Raw genomic sequence first — 16,091 nt, forward strand, 5'->3', positions numbered from 1 at the left:
AGGACCGGACGGAAGCAGGAGCGGACGGGAGTGACCGGGATGTCCGAACAGAAGCGGAACGGCGACGACACCGGGGCTGCCCCCGCCGGCCCCGCACCCTCTCGCAGGGCCCTGCTCGGCTGGGGCGGCGCCGGACTGGCGCTCGGCGCGGCCGCGGCCGGTGGCGCGATGGCCGTGATCCGGCCGGAGAGCGACGCGGTGCCGGCCGCCGACAGCGGTGCGGCCGTACCCTTCCACGGGGCGCACCAGGCGGGCATCGCCACCGCCGTGCAGGACCGGCTGCACTTCGCCGCGTTCGATGTGACGACGAAGGACCGCGCCGAACTGGTCTCTCTGCTCAAGGAGTGGACCCGGGCGGCCGAGCGGATGACGGCCGGTCACGCGGTCGGCGACGGCGCGTACGGCGGCCCGGCCGAGGCGCCGCCGGACGACACCGGTGAGGCCCTGGGGCTCAAGCCGTCCCGGCTCACCCTCACCGTCGGATTCGGCCCCTCGCTCTTCACCAAGGGCCGGTTCGGCCTGGAGGACAAGCGCCCCGCGGCGCTCGTCGACCTGCCGAAGTTCTCCGGCGACAACCTCGACACGGCCCGCAGCGGCGACATCTGCGTCCAGGCGTGCGCGGACGACCCGCAGGTCGCGGTCCACGCCATCCGCAATCTGGCCAGGATCGGCATGGGCCGCATCGCGATCCGCTGGTCCCAGCTCGGCTTCGGCAAGACGTCCTCGACCACGCCCGACGCCCAGACCCCGCGCAACATGATGGGCTTCAAGGACGGCACCCGGAACATCTCCGGCACCGACACCGCCGCCCTGGACAAGCACGTCTGGGTCGGCGAGAAGGACGACGACGCGGGCTGGATGGCCGGGGGTTCGTACCTGGTGGCCCGGCGCATCCGCATGCACATCGAGACCTGGGACCGGGCTCCGCTCCAGGAGCAGGAGGACATCTTCGGCCGCGACAAGGGCGAGGGCGCCCCGGTCGGGAAGTCCAAGGAGCGCGACGAGCCGTTCCTGAAGGCGATGCTGCCGACCGCCCATGTGCGGCTCGCCCACCCGGACAGCAACGACGGTGCGACGATCCTGCGCCGCGGGTACTCGTTCACCGACGGCACGGACGGCCTCGGCCGGCTCGACGCCGGACTGTTCTTCATCGCCTACCAGCGCGACTCCCGCAAGGCGTTCATCCCGATGCAGCGCCGCCTGGCGGCACACGACGCGCTCAACGTGTACATCCAGCACGTGGGTTCGGCGCACTTCGCCGTCCCGCCGGGCGTCCGCGACAAGGACGACTGGTGGGGCCGGGCGCTGTTCTCGTGACGGGCCCCGGAGCGGGTTCCGTGACGGGACCCGGAGCGGATCTCGTGCCGGGATCCGAAGCGGAACAGCGGAACAGGAGAACCGAGACGTGTTCAGCAACTTTCTGATCGGCCTGCGCGAGGGCCTTGAGGCCAGCCTGGTTGTCTGCATCCTCATCGCCTATCTGGTGAAGACCGGCAACAGGGACAAGCTGGTGCCGATCTGGATCGGCGTCGGCATCGCGGTCCTCGTCAGCCTGGCGTTCGGCGCGGGTCTGGAATTCGGCTCGCAGGAGATGACGTTCAAGGCGCAGGAGGCGCTCGGCGGTTCGCTGTCGATCATCTCGGTCGGCCTGGTCACCTGGATGGTGTTCTGGATGCGGCGCACCGCCCGGCACCTGAAGACGGAGCTGCACGGCAAGCTGGACGCGGCGCTCGCGATGGGGACCGGTGCCCTGGTCGCCACGGCGCTCCTCGCGGTGGGCCGCGAGGGCCTGGAGACCTCGCTGTTCGTGTGGCGCGCGGTGCACGCGGCGGACGACGGCTGGCACCCGATGGTCGGCGCGTTCCTCGGGATCGCCGCGGCCGTCGTGCTGGGCTGGCTGTTCTACCGGGGCGCGCTCAGGATCAACCTGTCGAAGTTCTTCACCTGGACCGGCGGCATGCTGGTCGTCGTCGCCGCGGGCGTCCTCGCGTACGGCGTCCACGACCTCCAGGAGGCCGAGTTCATCGGGGGCCTGCACAACCGCGCGTTCGACATCAGCGGCGCGATTCCGCCGGACAGCTGGTACGGCACGCTGCTGAAGGGGACGTTCAACTTCCAGCCGGATCCGACCGTTCTCCAGGTCGTCGTGTGGCTCGCGTATCTGATCCCCACTCTCGTCCTGTTCCTCGCCCCGGTAGGGTTCGGACGGTCAGTGCGGGCGACGGATCAGAAGGCGCGGAAAGCAACGGATGAGAAGTCTGGGGCCGATTCGGCGGACGACGGGTCTCACGGCGGCGGCGACGGTGCTGTGCGTGACGGCGAGCGGGTGCGTGACGGTGCACGGCGAGCTGGAAGTGGTGCCGTCGGCAACCAGGGCTGAGGCCGCACAGGCCCTGAAGGACTTCACCGACGCGTACAACGCGGCGGACAAGGCGTACGACCCGGCCCTCGACGCGGACCGGGTCGCCGGCCCGCTCGGCGCGATCAACCAGGCCGGCCTGAAGGCACGCCGGAAGAACAACCCGGACGGCAACTCCCGTCACACGCCGCTGGAACTGACCGACGCCACCTACCTCATCCCGAAGAAGGCCGGCTGGCCGCGTTGGTTCGTCGCGGACACGGACTCCAACCGCGACGAGGACAACGGGAAGCTCGACACCCGCTGGCTGCTCGTCTTCGTCAAGTCCGGCCCCGACGCGGGGTGGCGGACCTCCTATCTGGCGGTGGTCGCGCCCTCGCGGCTGCCCCGGTTCGCGAAGGACGACGACGGCCTCGCCAGGCCGGTGGCCTCGGACGACGCCGGCCTTGCCGTGGCACCCGAGGACTTGAGCGCCCGGTACACGGAGTACCTCCAGAAGGGCGCCCCGGCCGTGTTCGCCCCCGGCGACTCCACCTCCGGCTGGCGCGAGGCGCGCCGCACCACCCGGCGTCCCGGCTTCTCGTACCAGTACGTCGACCAGCCGCTGGACACCGGCTCGTTCGCTCCCCTGGGCCTGGAGACGGACGACGGCGGGGCGCTGGTCTTCTTCAGCAGCAAGCACTTCGAACGGCAGACCGCCGCGAAGGGGCTGCGCCCGCCGCTCAACGCGGACGTGGAGGCGCTGCTGACGGGCGAGGTGAAGTCGACCCTCACCAAGGAGCGGGTGTCCGGTCAGCTGGTGTACGTGCCGAAGAAGGGCGCGGGCGACGGCAAGGTGGTCGTGCTGAACCGGTTGCCGGGTCTGACGTCGGCGAAGGGCTCCTGACGGGTCCCGGCGGTACGGGGCCCAGGAGCCCGGCGGCCGGGCCCGGGAACGCTAACGGCTCAGTGGCCAGGCCACCGAGCCGTGATCGAGTTCGTTCTGGTCCGCCGCGTCTACGTACTGGGCGCAGGCGTCCGTGAGCGTTCCCAGCAGCGTGAGCGGATCGGGCAGCGGATGCTCCGGCCCGCGCACCCATCGCACGTCCAGCTCCGCGGGGAGCATGGCCGGCGGCAGCAGGACGTAACTGCCTCGGCAGTGCCAGCGCAGTCCCGGATGCTCGTCCATGGTCTCGGGGTGGCAGTCCAGCTCGCAGGGCCACCACTCGTCCTCGTCCTCGGGGGTGCCCCGGGTGGCGGTGAAGAACAGCATCCGGTCGTCGCCGGACCGGGCGACGGGGCCGACCTCGACGCCCGCGGCGAGCAGTCGCTCCAGGGCCTGCTCCCCCGCGGACAGCGGCACGTCGAGCACGTCGTGGATCATGCCGGTCGCGGTGACGAAGTTGGCCTGCGGCTGGTTGCGGGCCCAGCGCTCGATCTGGGCGTGGTCGGTGGTGGCCTGGGTCTGCCAGGCGAAGGAGACGGGGTGCCGGGCGGGCGTGGGACAGCCGATGCGTTCGCACGAACATCGGTAGCCGACCGGGTGGGCCGCGGGCGCGATCGGCATTCCGGCGTCGGCCACGGCCAGGAGCAGCGCCTCCCGGGCGGTGTCGTCGACCTCGCTCTGCTGCGGTTTGGGTCGGCGGCGGAGCCATTGGGAAATCTTGCTCGCTGAGCCGCGACTACGGCCGAAATCGGCGCCCATCTATCCCCTCACCTCAGTATTGCCTCTGCCCATCGTCCCACCATCCTGCGCCTCAGGTGGCCGGAGTTCCGAAGCGGGGTACGGGAGACGCCACGAGGAACCGGTCACTACGGCACTCTTTGCTATGAAATGACGGGCATGTCTCAGGGCTTCTCCAGGCCGCGCAGGGCATGGTCGACGACCGCGTCCACGTAGGCGTGGGTCAGCGGAAGGGTGCGCAGCAGCCAGCGGTGCGTGAGCGGACCGACGAGGAGTTCCAGGGCGATCCGCAGGTCGGCGTCGGCGCGTACCCGGCCGGCCTCCTGGGCGGCGCGCAGCCGCGCCTCGTACAGCCGGAGCCCCGGTTCGAGCAGCTTCTGGACGAACGCGGCACCGAGCTCGGGATCGACGATGCCCTCGGCGGCCAGTGCCCGGGTCGGCGCCTCGAAGGCGGGGTCGGTCAGCTCGTCGACGGTGGCCCGCATGACGGTCTTGAGGTCGGCCGCCAGATCTCCGGTGTCCGGAAAGCCCCGCTCCCCGGCCCCACCCGCCTCGTCGCTCCCGTCGCCCTCTCCGTGTCCCTCGCCCTGCCGCCCGGACCGTTCGCCGAGCGCCACGAACGCCTCCAGGAGCACGGCCGCCTTGGACGGCCACCACCGGTAGATCGTCTGCTTGCCGACGCCCGCTCGCGCGGCGATGGCCTCGATGGTGGTGGCCCGGTAGCCGACCTCGCCGACCAGGGCGAGCGCCGCGTCGTGGATCGCACGGCGCGAGCGCTCGCTGCGACGGCTGGAGTCGGGGGAACGCTTGTCTGTCATGACGCCCGATCTGACGACGGTACGAGTCGATACGTATCGTCGCATCGCGTCCCCGGCCACCGTGCGGAACCACCCGATCGGATCACTGCGCACCGCCCGCGGAAAGCGGACCATGGGCTCACGCACGCACCCGTGCGACATACCCGGCAGGCGACCCCTGCGTTTCGTGAGGAGCCTTCATTGCCCACGAACCACCCGGACACCACTCCCCTCCACCGGGGCGCCCCGCGCCACGCCCCCGGTCGTCGGGCCACGCCCCGCCGTTACCTGATGTGCCCTCCGGCGCACTTCCGGGTGACGTACTCCATCAATCCGTGGATGGATCCCGGCAAGCCCGTGGACCTCCGGCTGGCCCAGACCCAGTGGGAGGACCTGCGGGACCGCTACCGCGCTCTCGGGCACACGGTGGAGCTGCTCACGCCCCGCCCCGACCTGCCCGACATGGTCTTCGCCGCCAACGGCGCCACCGTCGTCGACGGCCGGGTGCTGGGGGCGCGGTTCGCGTACCGGGAGCGGTACGAGGAGGCCGCCGCCCACCGCGAGTGGTTCCGTGCGGCCGGCTTCACCGAGATCCACGAGCCGGCGCACGTGAACGAGGGCGAGGGCGACTTCGCGGTCACCGCGTCGTACCTGCTGGCCGGGCGGGGCTTCCGGTCCAGTCCGCTGTCGCACGACGAGGCGCAGGAGTTCTTCGGCCGCCCGGTGATCGGTCTCGATCTGGTGGATCCGCGCTACTACCACCTGGACACGGCCCTGTCCGTGCTGGACGAGGCGGGCGACGAGATCATGTACTACCCGGACGCCTTCTCGCCGGGCAGCCGGGCGGTGCTGGCACGCCTCTTCCCCGACGCGCTGATCGCCGAGGAGGCGGACGCCGCGGCGCTCGGCCTGAACGCGGTGAGCGACGGGCTGCACGTGCTGCTGCCGCAGGCCGCGACGGGACTTTTCCAGCCGCTCCGGGAACGCGGCTTCGAGCCGGTGCCGATGGATCTGAGCGAGCTGCTGAAGGGCGGCGGCAGCGTGAAGTGCTGCACTCAGGAGCTGCGCGGATAGCCGCGGGAACCGCGCGGGTGGCGGACGACCGGAGGTTCCGGCCGTCCGCCACCCGTCGCCCACGCACCCCCGGCCGCCCCGTCCGCCGCCCGTCGTCCGCGCGGCTCTCAGTCGTCCTGTCCGTCGTCCGGTCGGTCCGGCGGCCACGCGTCGCCCCACGCCGTGTCCCGGGCGGCCCGGTACAGCCCGCCGTGCCGCTTGGTGACCGTGGCCCGACGCAGCGCCTCGTCACGGGTGCACAGGTCCAGCAGCACCTGTCCCTTGCGGATCTGCGGCCTGCGGACGACGCGCGCCGGGGCGGGCGCCGTCTCGAACCGGGTCGCGACGACGTAGCTGAACTTCTCGTCCTCGTACGGCAGCGAGCCGCCCTTGACCTGCCGGTGCAGCGAGGAGCGGCTGACCCGGGCCGAGAAGTGGCACCAGTCGGTGCCCGGCTCCATGGGGCAGGCGTCGCTGTGCGGGCAGGGCGCGGCAACCGTCAGCCCGGCGGCGATCAGCCGGTCCCGGGCCTCAATGATCCGGGCGTACCCGTCGGGGGTGCCCGGCTCGACGACCACGACCGCCCGCGCCGCCGCGGCGGCGGAGTCGACGAGGGCGGCCCGGACCGGTGCCGTCAGCTCGTTGAGCACGTAGGAGACGGTGACGAGGTCGGTGGGGGCGAGTTCGAGGTCCGCGCCGATCCGCTCCCGGCGCCACTCGGCGGCGCGCAGCGCGGGGATGCCGGAGGCGACGGCCAGCTCACGGCCGAGGTCGAGGGCGGGTTCCGCCCAGTCCAGCACGGTCGTCCGTGCGTCGTCCCAGGTCCCGGCCACCGCCCAGCTCGCCGCTCCGGTGCCGCCGCCGACGTCGGTGTGCGTGGCGGGCGCCCAGTCCGGGGCCGCCGCCCGGAGCGCGTCGAGGGCGGACCGTACCGCCTCGAAGGTCGCGGGCATCCGGTACGCGGCGTAGGCGGCCACGTCGGAGCGGTCACGGAGCACCGGGGCGTGGGTGGGGGTGTTCCCCCGGTAGTTGGCGATGAGCCGGTCGACGGCCTGGGCGGCCCGCTTGGGCGGCAGTCCGTCGAGCAGTCCGGCCAGTGCGGCGCGCAGGGCTTCCGCGGTGGAGAGGGTGGCGTTCACCGGCGAATTGTAGGCGGAGGTGACGAACCGGCCGGGCCCTGCCGTCACGCTGCCGTCGTTCGGCCGGGGGCCGGCCGTGCGGCATCCGGTGCGTGCGCGCGAGATGTCGGAGCCGTCCTCGTACCGGACGTACGAGAACGGCTCCGACGGCGCCGCGAGCGATGGGGGCTCCCCTGCTCGCGAGCGGAGCCGGGAGCCCGGGGAAGTGCCGGGCGTCGCACGGCGGGCGGCGGTGTGACGACAGGGCCTACGGCCCGGGAAGGCAGGGCCTACGGCCCGGAAACGGCGGAGAACAGCGGTACTCGCGAACTGCCGCGAACGCTACGCGTGTTGCTAGTCTGACGGCCGCGAGGTCGGGATTGCCCATCGAGGGACACCATGAGACAGAAGATCGTGCGCCTGGTTCTGGTCGGCGGAGTGCTCGTGCTTGCCATGCTGCTTCTGCTGGCCACGTGCGGCAGCGGCGGGAAGAAGCCCGACAAGGCGGAGAAACAGGTCAAGACGAGCGCGACACCGGTGACGCAGCTCACCGTCCCCTCCGCGTTCGAGACGGAGCACGGCTGGGAGCTGGTCGGTACCTCGCCCGACTATGCGATCTCCCGGGAGACGGGCCGTCTCGCCTATCTCGTGCGGGTCTCGGACACCAAGTTCCAGCTGCGGACCATCGACTCGAAGACCGGGCAGTCCGGCTGGCACGGGGAGAGCTGGCGTCCGCCGTCCCCGCAGCGCTTCCCGAGGCTCCTGACGGCCACCGTGGACGACCGGGAGTACTTCGTGACGTGGTCGTACGGAAAGGTCGGCGAGAACGCGCTGACCCCTGCCGACACGATCGTCTCGATGGACGTCTACAACGCGCAGGACGGCTCCCGGAGGCGCGTCGAGGTGCCGTGGAGCACCGTCCCGACGGTCTCCTCCACCGGCCCCGGCATCCTCATCAGCGACGGCCGGACGAACAGCGCGGTGGTCGACCCGGCGACCGGCCGGGTGTCGCAGGTCACCGCCGCGCGGCTGAAGTATCCGAAGGACTGCCCCTCCTGCAAGCAGCTCACGGAGGTGCGCGGGCTGGCACAGAAGGGCCTGCTGGTCAGCGGTTCCAAGGAGTTCTGGGTGCAGGACGGCTGGTTCAGCCGCGATGTCGCGCCCAAGGGCACCGACCGCCGCAGCGGGATCCCCACGTCGGTGATCCGGGGTCTGCTGCTGGCGAAGTGGCAGCTCGCGAAGGGCGCGAAGCGCGCCGCCACGCACGACCTGTGGACGGTGCACGACCTGGAGACGGGCAAGGCGCTCGCCTCGGTGGAGTGCAGCAAGCCCGCGATCAAGCCGGGCCAGTACCCGCAGCTCGTCGCCGCGCCCTCGGCCGGTTCCGTGGTGGCGGGGCCGCTCGCCTTCGACCTGGTGACGCACCGGGGCTTCTGCTTCGAGGGCACGGACGGCTCGAAACCGCTGACCCTGGTGTCGGTGAACGACGAGGGCATCGCGTACGGCGCGGCGAGCGCGCGCAACGCGGGGGACGTGCTGGCCGGTGGCGGCGCCCCCGTCGCGGTCGCGGTCAGGAGCGGCTCCACGGGCGCCCTGCCGTCGAACGTGCGGGTTCCGGGCGCGGTGACGTCGGACGGTGTGGGACTGTTCCGCTGGACCGACGAGAAGGACCGCCCGCATCTGATCGGCTACCCGGGCACGCGCTGAGCCGTACGGGCCTGCCACGGCTCCGCCCCGCCCGGATGTCCGTACGGAACGGGTCCGTACGGACATCCGGGCGGGGCGGAGCCGGTTCCGCGCACCAAGTTGTTCTGACAGGTCCGTTCCGCAGGGGGCCGGGAGCCCCTCCCGGGCCGGGCCGTACGGGTCCGGGCTGGGCGGTACGGCCCTGCGCGGGCCGGTGCGCGGACCACGTGGCCCGGCCCTGCCGGGTCGGGCTACGACGCCCGCTGCCAGGGGCGGCACATGCCCAGGAAGCAGGCCATCGCGCCCAGCCCGCACACCAGCTGCACGACCGCCATCGGAACGGCCGTGTCCTCGCCCGCGATCCCGACGAGCGGCGAGGCGACGGCGCCGACCAGGAACGACGACGTGCCGAGCAGCGCGGAGGCGGACCCGGCCGCGTGCTTCGTCCGCATCAGCGCCTGCGCGTTGGTGTTCGGCATCGCGAGCCCCATCGCCGACATCAGCACGAAGAGCGCGGTCGCGATCGGGACCAGGCCCACCCTCCCGGCGATCCCGGACGTCATGACCAGCAGCGCGGCCGCGGCCAGCACGATGACCGAGAGGCCGAAGGCGAGCGCCTTGTCCAGGCTGACCCGTCCGACCAGCAGCTTGCCGTTGATCTGGCCGACCACGACCAGGCCGACCGAGTTGATCCCGAAGAGCAGGCTGAACGTCTGCGGCGACGCCCCGTAGATCTCCTGCACGACGAACGGCGAGGCGCTCACGTACGAGAAGAGGGCGGCGAAGGCCAGACTGCCCGCGATCATGTAACCGGCGAAGACCCGGTCGGCGAGCAGCCCGCGCATGGTGCGCAGCGCGTCGCCGAAGCCACCGGTGTGCCGGTCGCCCGGCGGCAGCGTCTCGTGCAGCCACTTCCAGACGACCAGGGTGAGCAGCAGGCCGACGACGGCGAGGACGGCGAAGATGCCCCGCCAGTCGGTGAACCGCAGCACCTGCCCGCCGATCAGCGGGGCGACGACGGGGGCGACGCCCGAGATCAGCATCAGGGTGGAGAAGAACCTGGCCATCTCCACGCCGTCGTACAGGTCGCGCACCACGGCACGGGCGATGACGATGCCCGCCGCGCCGGCCAGCCCCTGGATGAGGCGGAAGCCGATGAGGAGTTCCGCGGTGGGGGCGAAGACGCAGATCACGGTCGCGACGACGTAGACCGTCATGCCGAGGAGCAGCGGCCCGCGCCTCCCCCAGCGGTCGCTCATCGGCCCGACGACGATCTGCCCGAGCGCCATGCCGGCGAGGCAGGCGGTGAGCGTGAGCTGGACGGTCGCGGCGGGGGCGTGCAGGGACTCGGTGACCGCGGGCAGCGCCGGCAGGTACATGTCCATGGAGAGCGGCGGCAGCGCGGTGAGACCGCCGAGCACCAGGGTGACGAGCAATCCGGCGCGACGGGCCGCCTCGGCCGCGACCGGTCTCCCTGACTGCGCGCCGGGGGGCATGGTCTCGTCGTGGGACCGGCCGCGCCCCCTGACGGCCGGTATGTGCGCGTTGCCCTGCCGGGCTCCGCTCTCCGCCATTGTCATCTCCATGTCGTTGAATCTGCATCTATGCTCTCAGCTCGGCCACACTGGTCGAGACCTTTCAGGGGGAGAGCGGGCATGACGGGCATGGGCGAGGTCGTGCGCTGGGGCGTACTGGCGACGGGCGGTATCGCGGCGGCGTTCACCGAGGATCTGCGGGGGCTGCCGGGCGCGGAGGTGGTGGCCGTGGGCTCCCGTACGGAGGCCTCGGCGGAGGCGTTCGCGCGGCGGTTCGGGATACCCCGGGCGCACGGGAGCTGGGCCGCGCTCGCCGCCGACGAGGACGTCGACGTGGTGTACGTCGCGACCCCGCACTCGGCGCACCGGGAGGCGGCGGCGCTCTGCCAGGAGGCCGGGAAGCACGTGCTGTGCGAGAAGGCGTTCACGCTGAACGCGCGGGAGGCCGGTGAGCTGGTGCAGCTCGCGCGGGACCGCGGCCTGTTCCTGATGGAGGCCATGTGGACGTACTGCAACCCACTGGTCCGGCGCATGACGGAACTGGTGCGGGACGGGGCCATCGGTGATGTCCGGGTGGTCCAGGCCGACTTCGGGCTCGCGGGGCCCTTCGGGCCCGGGCACCGGCTGCGCGACCCGGCGCTGGGCGGCGGCGCGCTGCTGGACCTCGGTGTCTATCCGGTGTCGTTCGCGCATCTGCTGCTGGGCGAACCGGACCGGGTGCGGGCCGACGCGCTGCTCTCCGAGGAGGGCGTCGACCTGAACACGGCGATTCTGCTGGGCTGGGAGGAGGCGGGGGCATCGGCGCTGCTGAACTGTTCGATCGTCGCGGACACCCCGCTGACCGCCTCGGTCACCGGTACGAAGGGGCGCATCGACTTCCCACGCGGCTTCTTCTACCCGGAACGGTTCGTACTGCACCGCGAGGGGCGCGAACCGGAGGAGTTCACCATGGGTCCGGCGGGTCGGGCGGATCCTGCGAGTGCGGCGGGCGCACCCGACACGGCGGGCGGGCGTCTGCGCGGGCTCCAGTTCGAGCAGACGGAGGTGATGCGGGCGCTGCGGGCGGGCGAGACGGAGTCGCCGCTCGTGCCGTTGGACGGCTCGCTCGCGGTGATGCGGACGCTCGACGCGATACGTGACCGCGTCGGCGTCCGCTACCCCGCCGACGACGCCGGCTGACCGACGTCCCCTCCGGCGCGTCCGGTCCCCTCCGGCGTCCGCGCCACGACGGCCGGGCGCCCGCCACCGCGTGCCGGTGCGGGCCCTGTCGTCGCACCGCCTCCGGCCGGACGACGGCGGTGCGAAGACAGTCCTCAGGCGGGCGTGAGCCCCTGCTTCCCGACCTCCGTGACGAAGGATCCGGCGGTCGTCACGGGCGCGCCGGGCGTGGTGACGGCCGACACCGTGCGGTAGTCGGCACGCGCCCGCTCGTGGCCCAGGGTGACGAGCGCGTATCCGCGCCTGCCGTTGAAGAACTTCAGATGCGGGTTGGCGCGCATCAGGTTGTCCCAACTGGCGGGTCTGTCCGAGCCGTTCTTGCCGCTGGTGATGGAGGTGGCGACGATCTCGGTGCCGAGGGTGCGGGACGAGGGGTCGTCGAAGTCCCTCTTCAGGTCGAAGCCGTAGTTCACGTGCACGTCGCCGGTGAGCACCATCAGGTTCTCGATCCGGGCGGCCTCGGCCCCGTTCAGGATCCGCGCCCGGGAGGCGGGGTAGCCGTCCCACGCGTCCATCGACAGCTTGAAGGCGTCGGTGGGGACGTCCTTGCGCCGGGCCATGACGACCTGTTGCGGAAGGACGTTCCAGGTGGCCTTCGAGGCGCGCCAGCCGTCCAGCAGCCAGCGCTCCTGGGTGGCGCCGGTCATGGTGCGCGAGGGGTCCTCGGACTCCGGTCCGGGCTTCTGCCAGCCGTCGCCGTACGCCTGGTCGCTGCGGTACTGGCGGGTGTCGAGGATGTCGAACTGGGCGAGAGTGCCGAAGTGCAGGCGCCGGTAGAGCCTCATGTCCGGTCCGGTGGGGCGCTGCGGGAGGCGCAGCGGCTGGTTCTCCCAGTACGCGCGGTAGGCGGCGGCACGGCGCAGCAGGAACTCCTCCGGCGGCACGTCGTTCTCGGGGGTGCCGCCCGCGTAGTTGTTCTCGGTCTCGTGGTCGTCCCAGGTGACGACGAAGGGGTGTGCGGCGTGCGCGGCGCGCAGGTCGGGGTCGGACTTGTAGAGGCCGTACCGCAGCCGGTAGTCCTCCAGCGTGATCGTCTCGCGGTTGAAGTGGGCGGGCAGCGTGCGGTCGGTGTAGTTGCGGGCGCCGCCGGTCGCGGTGACGGCGTACTCGTAGAGGTAGTCGCCGAGGTGGAAGACGGCGGAGACGTCCTCGTCGGCGAGGTGCCTGTACGCGGTGAAGTAGCCGTCGTGGTACGCCTGGCAGGAGACGGCGGCGAGGCGCAGCGAGCTGTTGCGGGCGCCCCGGGCGGGCGCGGTGCGGGTGCGGCCGACGGGGCTGGTCCAGCTCCCGGCGCGGAAGCGGTAGTAGAGGACGCGGTCGGATTCGAGGCCCTTGACCTCGACGTGGACGCTGTGGTCGAACTCCGGGTGGGCGGTGGCCCTGCCGCGCCGGACGATGCGCGAGAAGCGGGCGTCGCGGGCGAGCTCCCAGCCCACCTGGACCCGGGCCCGGGGCAGTCCGCTGTCGGCCTCGTACGGTCGGGGGGCGAGCCGCGTCCACAGCAGGACCGAGGTGGGCAGCGGGTCGCCGGAGGCGACGCCGAGGGTGAACGGATCCTCCTTGAGCTTCCGCGCGTCCAGTTCGGCGGCGCTCGCGGTGCCCGCGGCGGGCAGGTTCACCGAGAACGCGAGCGCGGCGGCGGCACCCGTGACGGTGAGGAAGCGGCGGCGGCCGAAGTGCCGGGCGGCGTCCCGCATTTCCTGTGGGTGCGATGAGTGCGTCATCTGTCCCTCCCCTGGCTGGTGGTGTGCTCGGCACAGTGCACCGGTCCAGCCCGTCGAGCTGTTGTCGTGCTCGCGTCGTTGGGACGTCCGGCGGATGAGGAACACGACGGGAATGGATTCACGGGGCAAAGTGCGCATACGCATCGAGGGGCACGATCTACGCGCAAGCGACCGCCCGTACGGCGAACCCGTCGCCCCATAACCGTTCTTGACCAGTCGTGGGACCGCCGGGGCCGACCGGTACGGCGGCGGGTTCGCCGTACCGGTCGTACCAGACGTCGGCCCCGACCGGTCGGCGTCGAGGCGCGGCCCTCGGGGCACGAGGGCGTACGCTGCGGCGCCATGGACGACAGCACGCCGAATTCCACGCATCGCGCCCCGAGGACGGCGGTGGTGACCGGCGCCGGTTCCGGGATCGGCCGCGCGGTGGCCCTCGCGCTGACCGGCGCGGGCTGGTCGGTGGCGCTCGCGGGCCGGCGACCGGACCCGCTCGCCGAGACCGCCGCGCTGGCCGGGGAGGACGCCCGGGTGATCACCGTTCCCGCCGACGTGTCGTGCCCCGAGGACGTGGACGCCCTCTTCTCCTCGGTACGGGAGTGCTTCGGCCGCCTGGATCTGCTCTTCAACAACGCCGGAACCTTCGGGCCGGGAGCGGTCCCGGTCGAGGACCTCTCGGTGGCGGACTGGCGCGCGGTGGTGGACGTGAACGTGACGGGCGCGTTCCTGTGCGCGCAGGCGGCGTACCGGCAGATGAAGGACCAGGACCCGCAGGGCGGCCGGATCATCAACAACGGCTCGGTCTCCGCGCACGCGCCGCGCCCGCACTCGATCGCCTACACCACGACCAAGCACGCCATGACGGGCCTGACGAAGTCGCTCTCGCTGGACGGCCGTCCGTACCGGATCGCGTGCGGGCAGATCGACATCGGCAACGCGGCCACGGACATGACGGAACGGATGCGGACCGGCACCCTCCAGGCGAACGGCGAACTCGCGGTGGAACCGGTGATGGCGGCCCGGGACGCGGCGCGGACGGTGCTCCACATGGCGGAGCTGCCGCTGGAGGCGAACATGCAGTTCGCGACGGTCATGGCGACGGCGATGCCGTACATCGGACGCGGCTGACGGAGCGACCGGGCGCGGCCGGCGACGCAACGGATGCCGATGCCGTCGCGGGCGGCTCCCCCATGCGACCGTGCACCCGGGAAGGCGAGGAACTTCCCGACCACCGGCCGGCTCAACGCGCACGACGCCCGCCTCGATGCGCTCGAACGGGGGGACACCGAGCGGCAGAAACGCAACGATCAGCGGATTGCCGACCTTGAGCGCGCCCGGTGGCCGCTGCCGTCCCTTGCCGCCCTGGTGGGCGTGATCAGCCTCGCCGTGGCCCTATGGCAAGCCGCCCAGACTCAGACGAACAAGACGAATCCCGCCGACCCAGACGAATGCGGTGACGTTCCAGGGGGTACCGCACGCTCCGTCGTGAACAACACCGACTTCGATCGGAATTTCTTCAGGCTCCACAAATGCAGCGAGCCGATCGCAGGTGTGGACGCCTACGACAGCAATCCCGATCTGGGCGATCTGGCCCGCTCCTGGCGGTAGCCCGCCGCCTGCGTGAGACGCCGGAAGGCCACCTCACCATCCCGCCCCCTGCCCGGCTTCTCAGGTTCTAGCGCTCGTCACAACACCCCAGCTCAAGGGGTGCGACGGACTTCAAGATCCGCGAGAGCCGGAAGCCGCAGGGCTCGAAGAAACTGACGCTTGAGCGGGAGGCACACTTCCTGCTCATGCGTCAGGGCGTGAGCAACACCGAGGCCTGCCGGATCCTCGGCATCAACCGTCGAACCTACAAGCGCTGGCGTCACGGAACCAACCCGACCGGGAACAAGCAGGGGATACGCCGCAACGGCGCCCTCCGGCGCGGCACCGACTGGACCTACCGCCCCTTTCGCGGCCCAGCGCCGGGCAGACCTGCGCCGGCCCCGCCCGGGAGGGGCGGTTTCGTGCGTCTGGGGTCAGCTGTCGTCACCCGCGTCCGGGTGCCGCCTCCCCGCAGGACCGAATCCGTCCAGCGCGTCGATTGCCTTCACGATGAGGGCCCGCGCCTCGGCGCCGTACACCGCCATACCCCGAAGCTGCTCGAAAGCTCGCACGTAGAGGGCGACATCCGACGGCTGCGATATCCGCACGCGTGCCGACATCAACTCCACGGACACCAACCTGTCGTCGTACACGTGGAACAGCTCTTGCGGCCACAACCCGCGTTCCCGCCTCGTGTGGGGAATGATGCCGAACGAAACCGACGGCAGGGCACCAGCCGTGAGGAGATAGCCGAGCTGCGCGGCCATGGCGTCGACGTCGCCGAGTTGGTAGTAGAGCACGCTCTCTTCGATCACCATCACGAACCGGTGTCCCGCTTCGTGCACGATCCGGGACCGCTCCATCCGGGCTGCCGCGGCCTGGTCCGCGTCGTTGGGCACGTCGAGCAGTTCGGCTACGTGGGACAGCACCGCATGGGCGTAGCCCTCCGTCTGGAGCAGGCCGGGCACGAGCGTGGGCGAGTAGACCCGGAACAGCTCAGTAGCCTGGTACAGGTCCACGTAGCTGGTCTGTAGCCGCTTGAGACCGGCACGCATCTGCCGCCGCCACTCCATGTACGCGGACTCAGCGTCCCGGGACTGAGCGATGATGTCCGCGGCTTGGTCCTCCGCGCCGCAAGCGTGACACCACCGGCGGATATCGTCCGGCGTCGGTGGAGTGCGGGCGTTCTCTATCCGGGAGGTCTTCGGGTGGGTCCAGTCGCACCGTGAGGCCAGTTCCTTCCCCGTCAGGCCGGCATCGGCCCGTAGGTCACGCAGGCGCCGCGCGACGCGCTCACGGGCAGCTTGGGCCGAGGATGACGGGGAAGCGGGCATGTGGTGCGGCGGAACCCTTC

General features: G+C 71.7%; 14 protein-coding genes. 8 read left to right on the top strand and 6 right to left on the bottom strand.

What is annotated here, in order from left to right:
* Positions 1-39 precede the first annotated feature (39 nt).
* The 3 genes from efeB to AB0E67_RS08140 all read left to right on the top strand — a co-directional run bounded on the left by efeB (position 40) and on the right by AB0E67_RS08140 (position 3,245).
* On the top strand, positions 40-1,317 hold the full coding sequence (efeB, locus tag AB0E67_RS08130) for an iron uptake transporter deferrochelatase/peroxidase subunit (RefSeq protein WP_362022515.1): 1,278 nt from the start codon (positions 40-42) through the stop codon (positions 1,315-1,317).
* A gap of 88 nt (positions 1,318-1,405) precedes the next feature.
* Positions 1,406-2,380 (top strand): iron uptake transporter permease EfeU, encoded by a 975-nt coding sequence (gene efeU, locus AB0E67_RS08135; RefSeq protein WP_362022518.1) that lies wholly within the window; start codon positions 1,406-1,408, stop codon positions 2,378-2,380.
* On the top strand, positions 2,313-3,245 hold the full coding sequence (locus AB0E67_RS08140; protein WP_362022521.1) for a hypothetical protein: 933 nt from the start codon (positions 2,313-2,315) through the stop codon (positions 3,243-3,245). Before efeU ends, AB0E67_RS08140 begins: the two co-directional genes overlap by 68 nt.
* A gap of 51 nt (positions 3,246-3,296) precedes the next feature.
* Here the strand turns inward: AB0E67_RS08140 and AB0E67_RS08145 are convergent, their stop codons facing one another.
* On the bottom strand, positions 3,297-4,043 hold the full coding sequence (locus AB0E67_RS08145; RefSeq protein WP_362022522.1) for a bifunctional DNA primase/polymerase: 747 nt from the start codon (positions 4,041-4,043) through the stop codon (positions 3,297-3,299).
* A 143-nt stretch (positions 4,044-4,186) separates the two neighbouring features.
* Positions 4,187-4,840, bottom strand: coding sequence for a TetR/AcrR family transcriptional regulator (locus tag AB0E67_RS08150; RefSeq protein ID WP_362022524.1), 654 nt, complete (start codon positions 4,838-4,840; stop codon positions 4,187-4,189).
* A gap of 180 nt (positions 4,841-5,020) precedes the next feature.
* Here AB0E67_RS08150 and ddaH point away from each other — a divergent pair, with 180 nt between their 5' ends.
* A complete protein-coding gene (gene ddaH / locus AB0E67_RS08155; protein WP_338014137.1) occupies positions 5,021-5,893 on the top strand; it encodes a dimethylargininase in 873 nt (290 codons plus the stop codon).
* Between the two features lie 107 nt (positions 5,894-6,000).
* Here the strand turns inward: ddaH and AB0E67_RS08160 are convergent, their stop codons facing one another.
* The gene (locus tag AB0E67_RS08160; protein ID WP_362022529.1) at positions 6,001-7,011 is read right to left on the bottom strand and encodes a small ribosomal subunit Rsm22 family protein; all 1,011 of its coding nucleotides are present in this window, start codon (positions 7,009-7,011) and stop codon (positions 6,001-6,003) included.
* A gap of 378 nt (positions 7,012-7,389) precedes the next feature.
* On the opposite strand from AB0E67_RS08160, the gene AB0E67_RS08165 reads away from it, so the two are divergent.
* Complete coding sequence (locus AB0E67_RS08165) at positions 7,390-8,697, top strand: hypothetical protein (protein WP_362022532.1); 1,308 nt, start codon at positions 7,390-7,392, stop codon at positions 8,695-8,697.
* A 230-nt stretch (positions 8,698-8,927) separates the two neighbouring features.
* Here AB0E67_RS08165 and AB0E67_RS08170 read toward each other — a convergent pair whose 3' ends face one another.
* Positions 8,928-10,262: a multidrug effflux MFS transporter gene (locus AB0E67_RS08170; RefSeq protein ID WP_362022535.1), complete on the bottom strand. Its 1,335-nt coding sequence runs from the start codon at positions 10,260-10,262 to the stop codon at positions 8,928-8,930.
* Between the two features lie 78 nt (positions 10,263-10,340).
* Between AB0E67_RS08170 and AB0E67_RS08175 the strand changes: the two genes are divergently transcribed.
* A complete protein-coding gene (locus AB0E67_RS08175; protein ID WP_362023569.1) occupies positions 10,341-11,390 on the top strand; it encodes a Gfo/Idh/MocA family oxidoreductase in 1,050 nt (349 codons plus the stop codon).
* Positions 11,391-11,524: 134 nt separating this feature from the next.
* Here AB0E67_RS08175 and AB0E67_RS08180 read toward each other — a convergent pair whose 3' ends face one another.
* A complete protein-coding gene (locus AB0E67_RS08180) occupies positions 11,525-13,153 on the bottom strand; it encodes an alkaline phosphatase D family protein (RefSeq protein WP_362022538.1) in 1,629 nt (542 codons plus the stop codon).
* Between the two features lie 342 nt (positions 13,154-13,495).
* Here AB0E67_RS08180 and AB0E67_RS08185 point away from each other — a divergent pair, with 342 nt between their 5' ends.
* Positions 13,496-14,278 carry an SDR family oxidoreductase gene (locus tag AB0E67_RS08185; RefSeq protein WP_362022541.1) on the top strand — a complete coding sequence of 261 codons (783 nt, stop codon included), beginning with the start codon at positions 13,496-13,498 and terminating at the stop codon, positions 14,276-14,278.
* A gap of 39 nt (positions 14,279-14,317) precedes the next feature.
* Positions 14,318-14,758: a hypothetical protein gene (locus AB0E67_RS08190; RefSeq protein ID WP_362022544.1), complete on the top strand. Its 441-nt coding sequence runs from the start codon at positions 14,318-14,320 to the stop codon at positions 14,756-14,758.
* Positions 14,759-15,171: 413 nt separating this feature from the next.
* On the opposite strand, the gene AB0E67_RS08195 is transcribed toward AB0E67_RS08190, so the two are convergent.
* Positions 15,172-16,071 (bottom strand): helix-turn-helix transcriptional regulator, encoded by a 900-nt coding sequence (locus tag AB0E67_RS08195; protein WP_362022546.1) that lies wholly within the window; start codon positions 16,069-16,071, stop codon positions 15,172-15,174.
* Positions 16,072-16,091: the final 20 nt, after the last annotated feature.

It is taken from the genome of Streptomyces sp. NPDC032161, from assembly GCF_040636995.1.
In the GTDB taxonomy this organism is placed as follows: Bacteria; Actinomycetota; Actinomycetes; order Streptomycetales; family Streptomycetaceae; genus Streptomyces.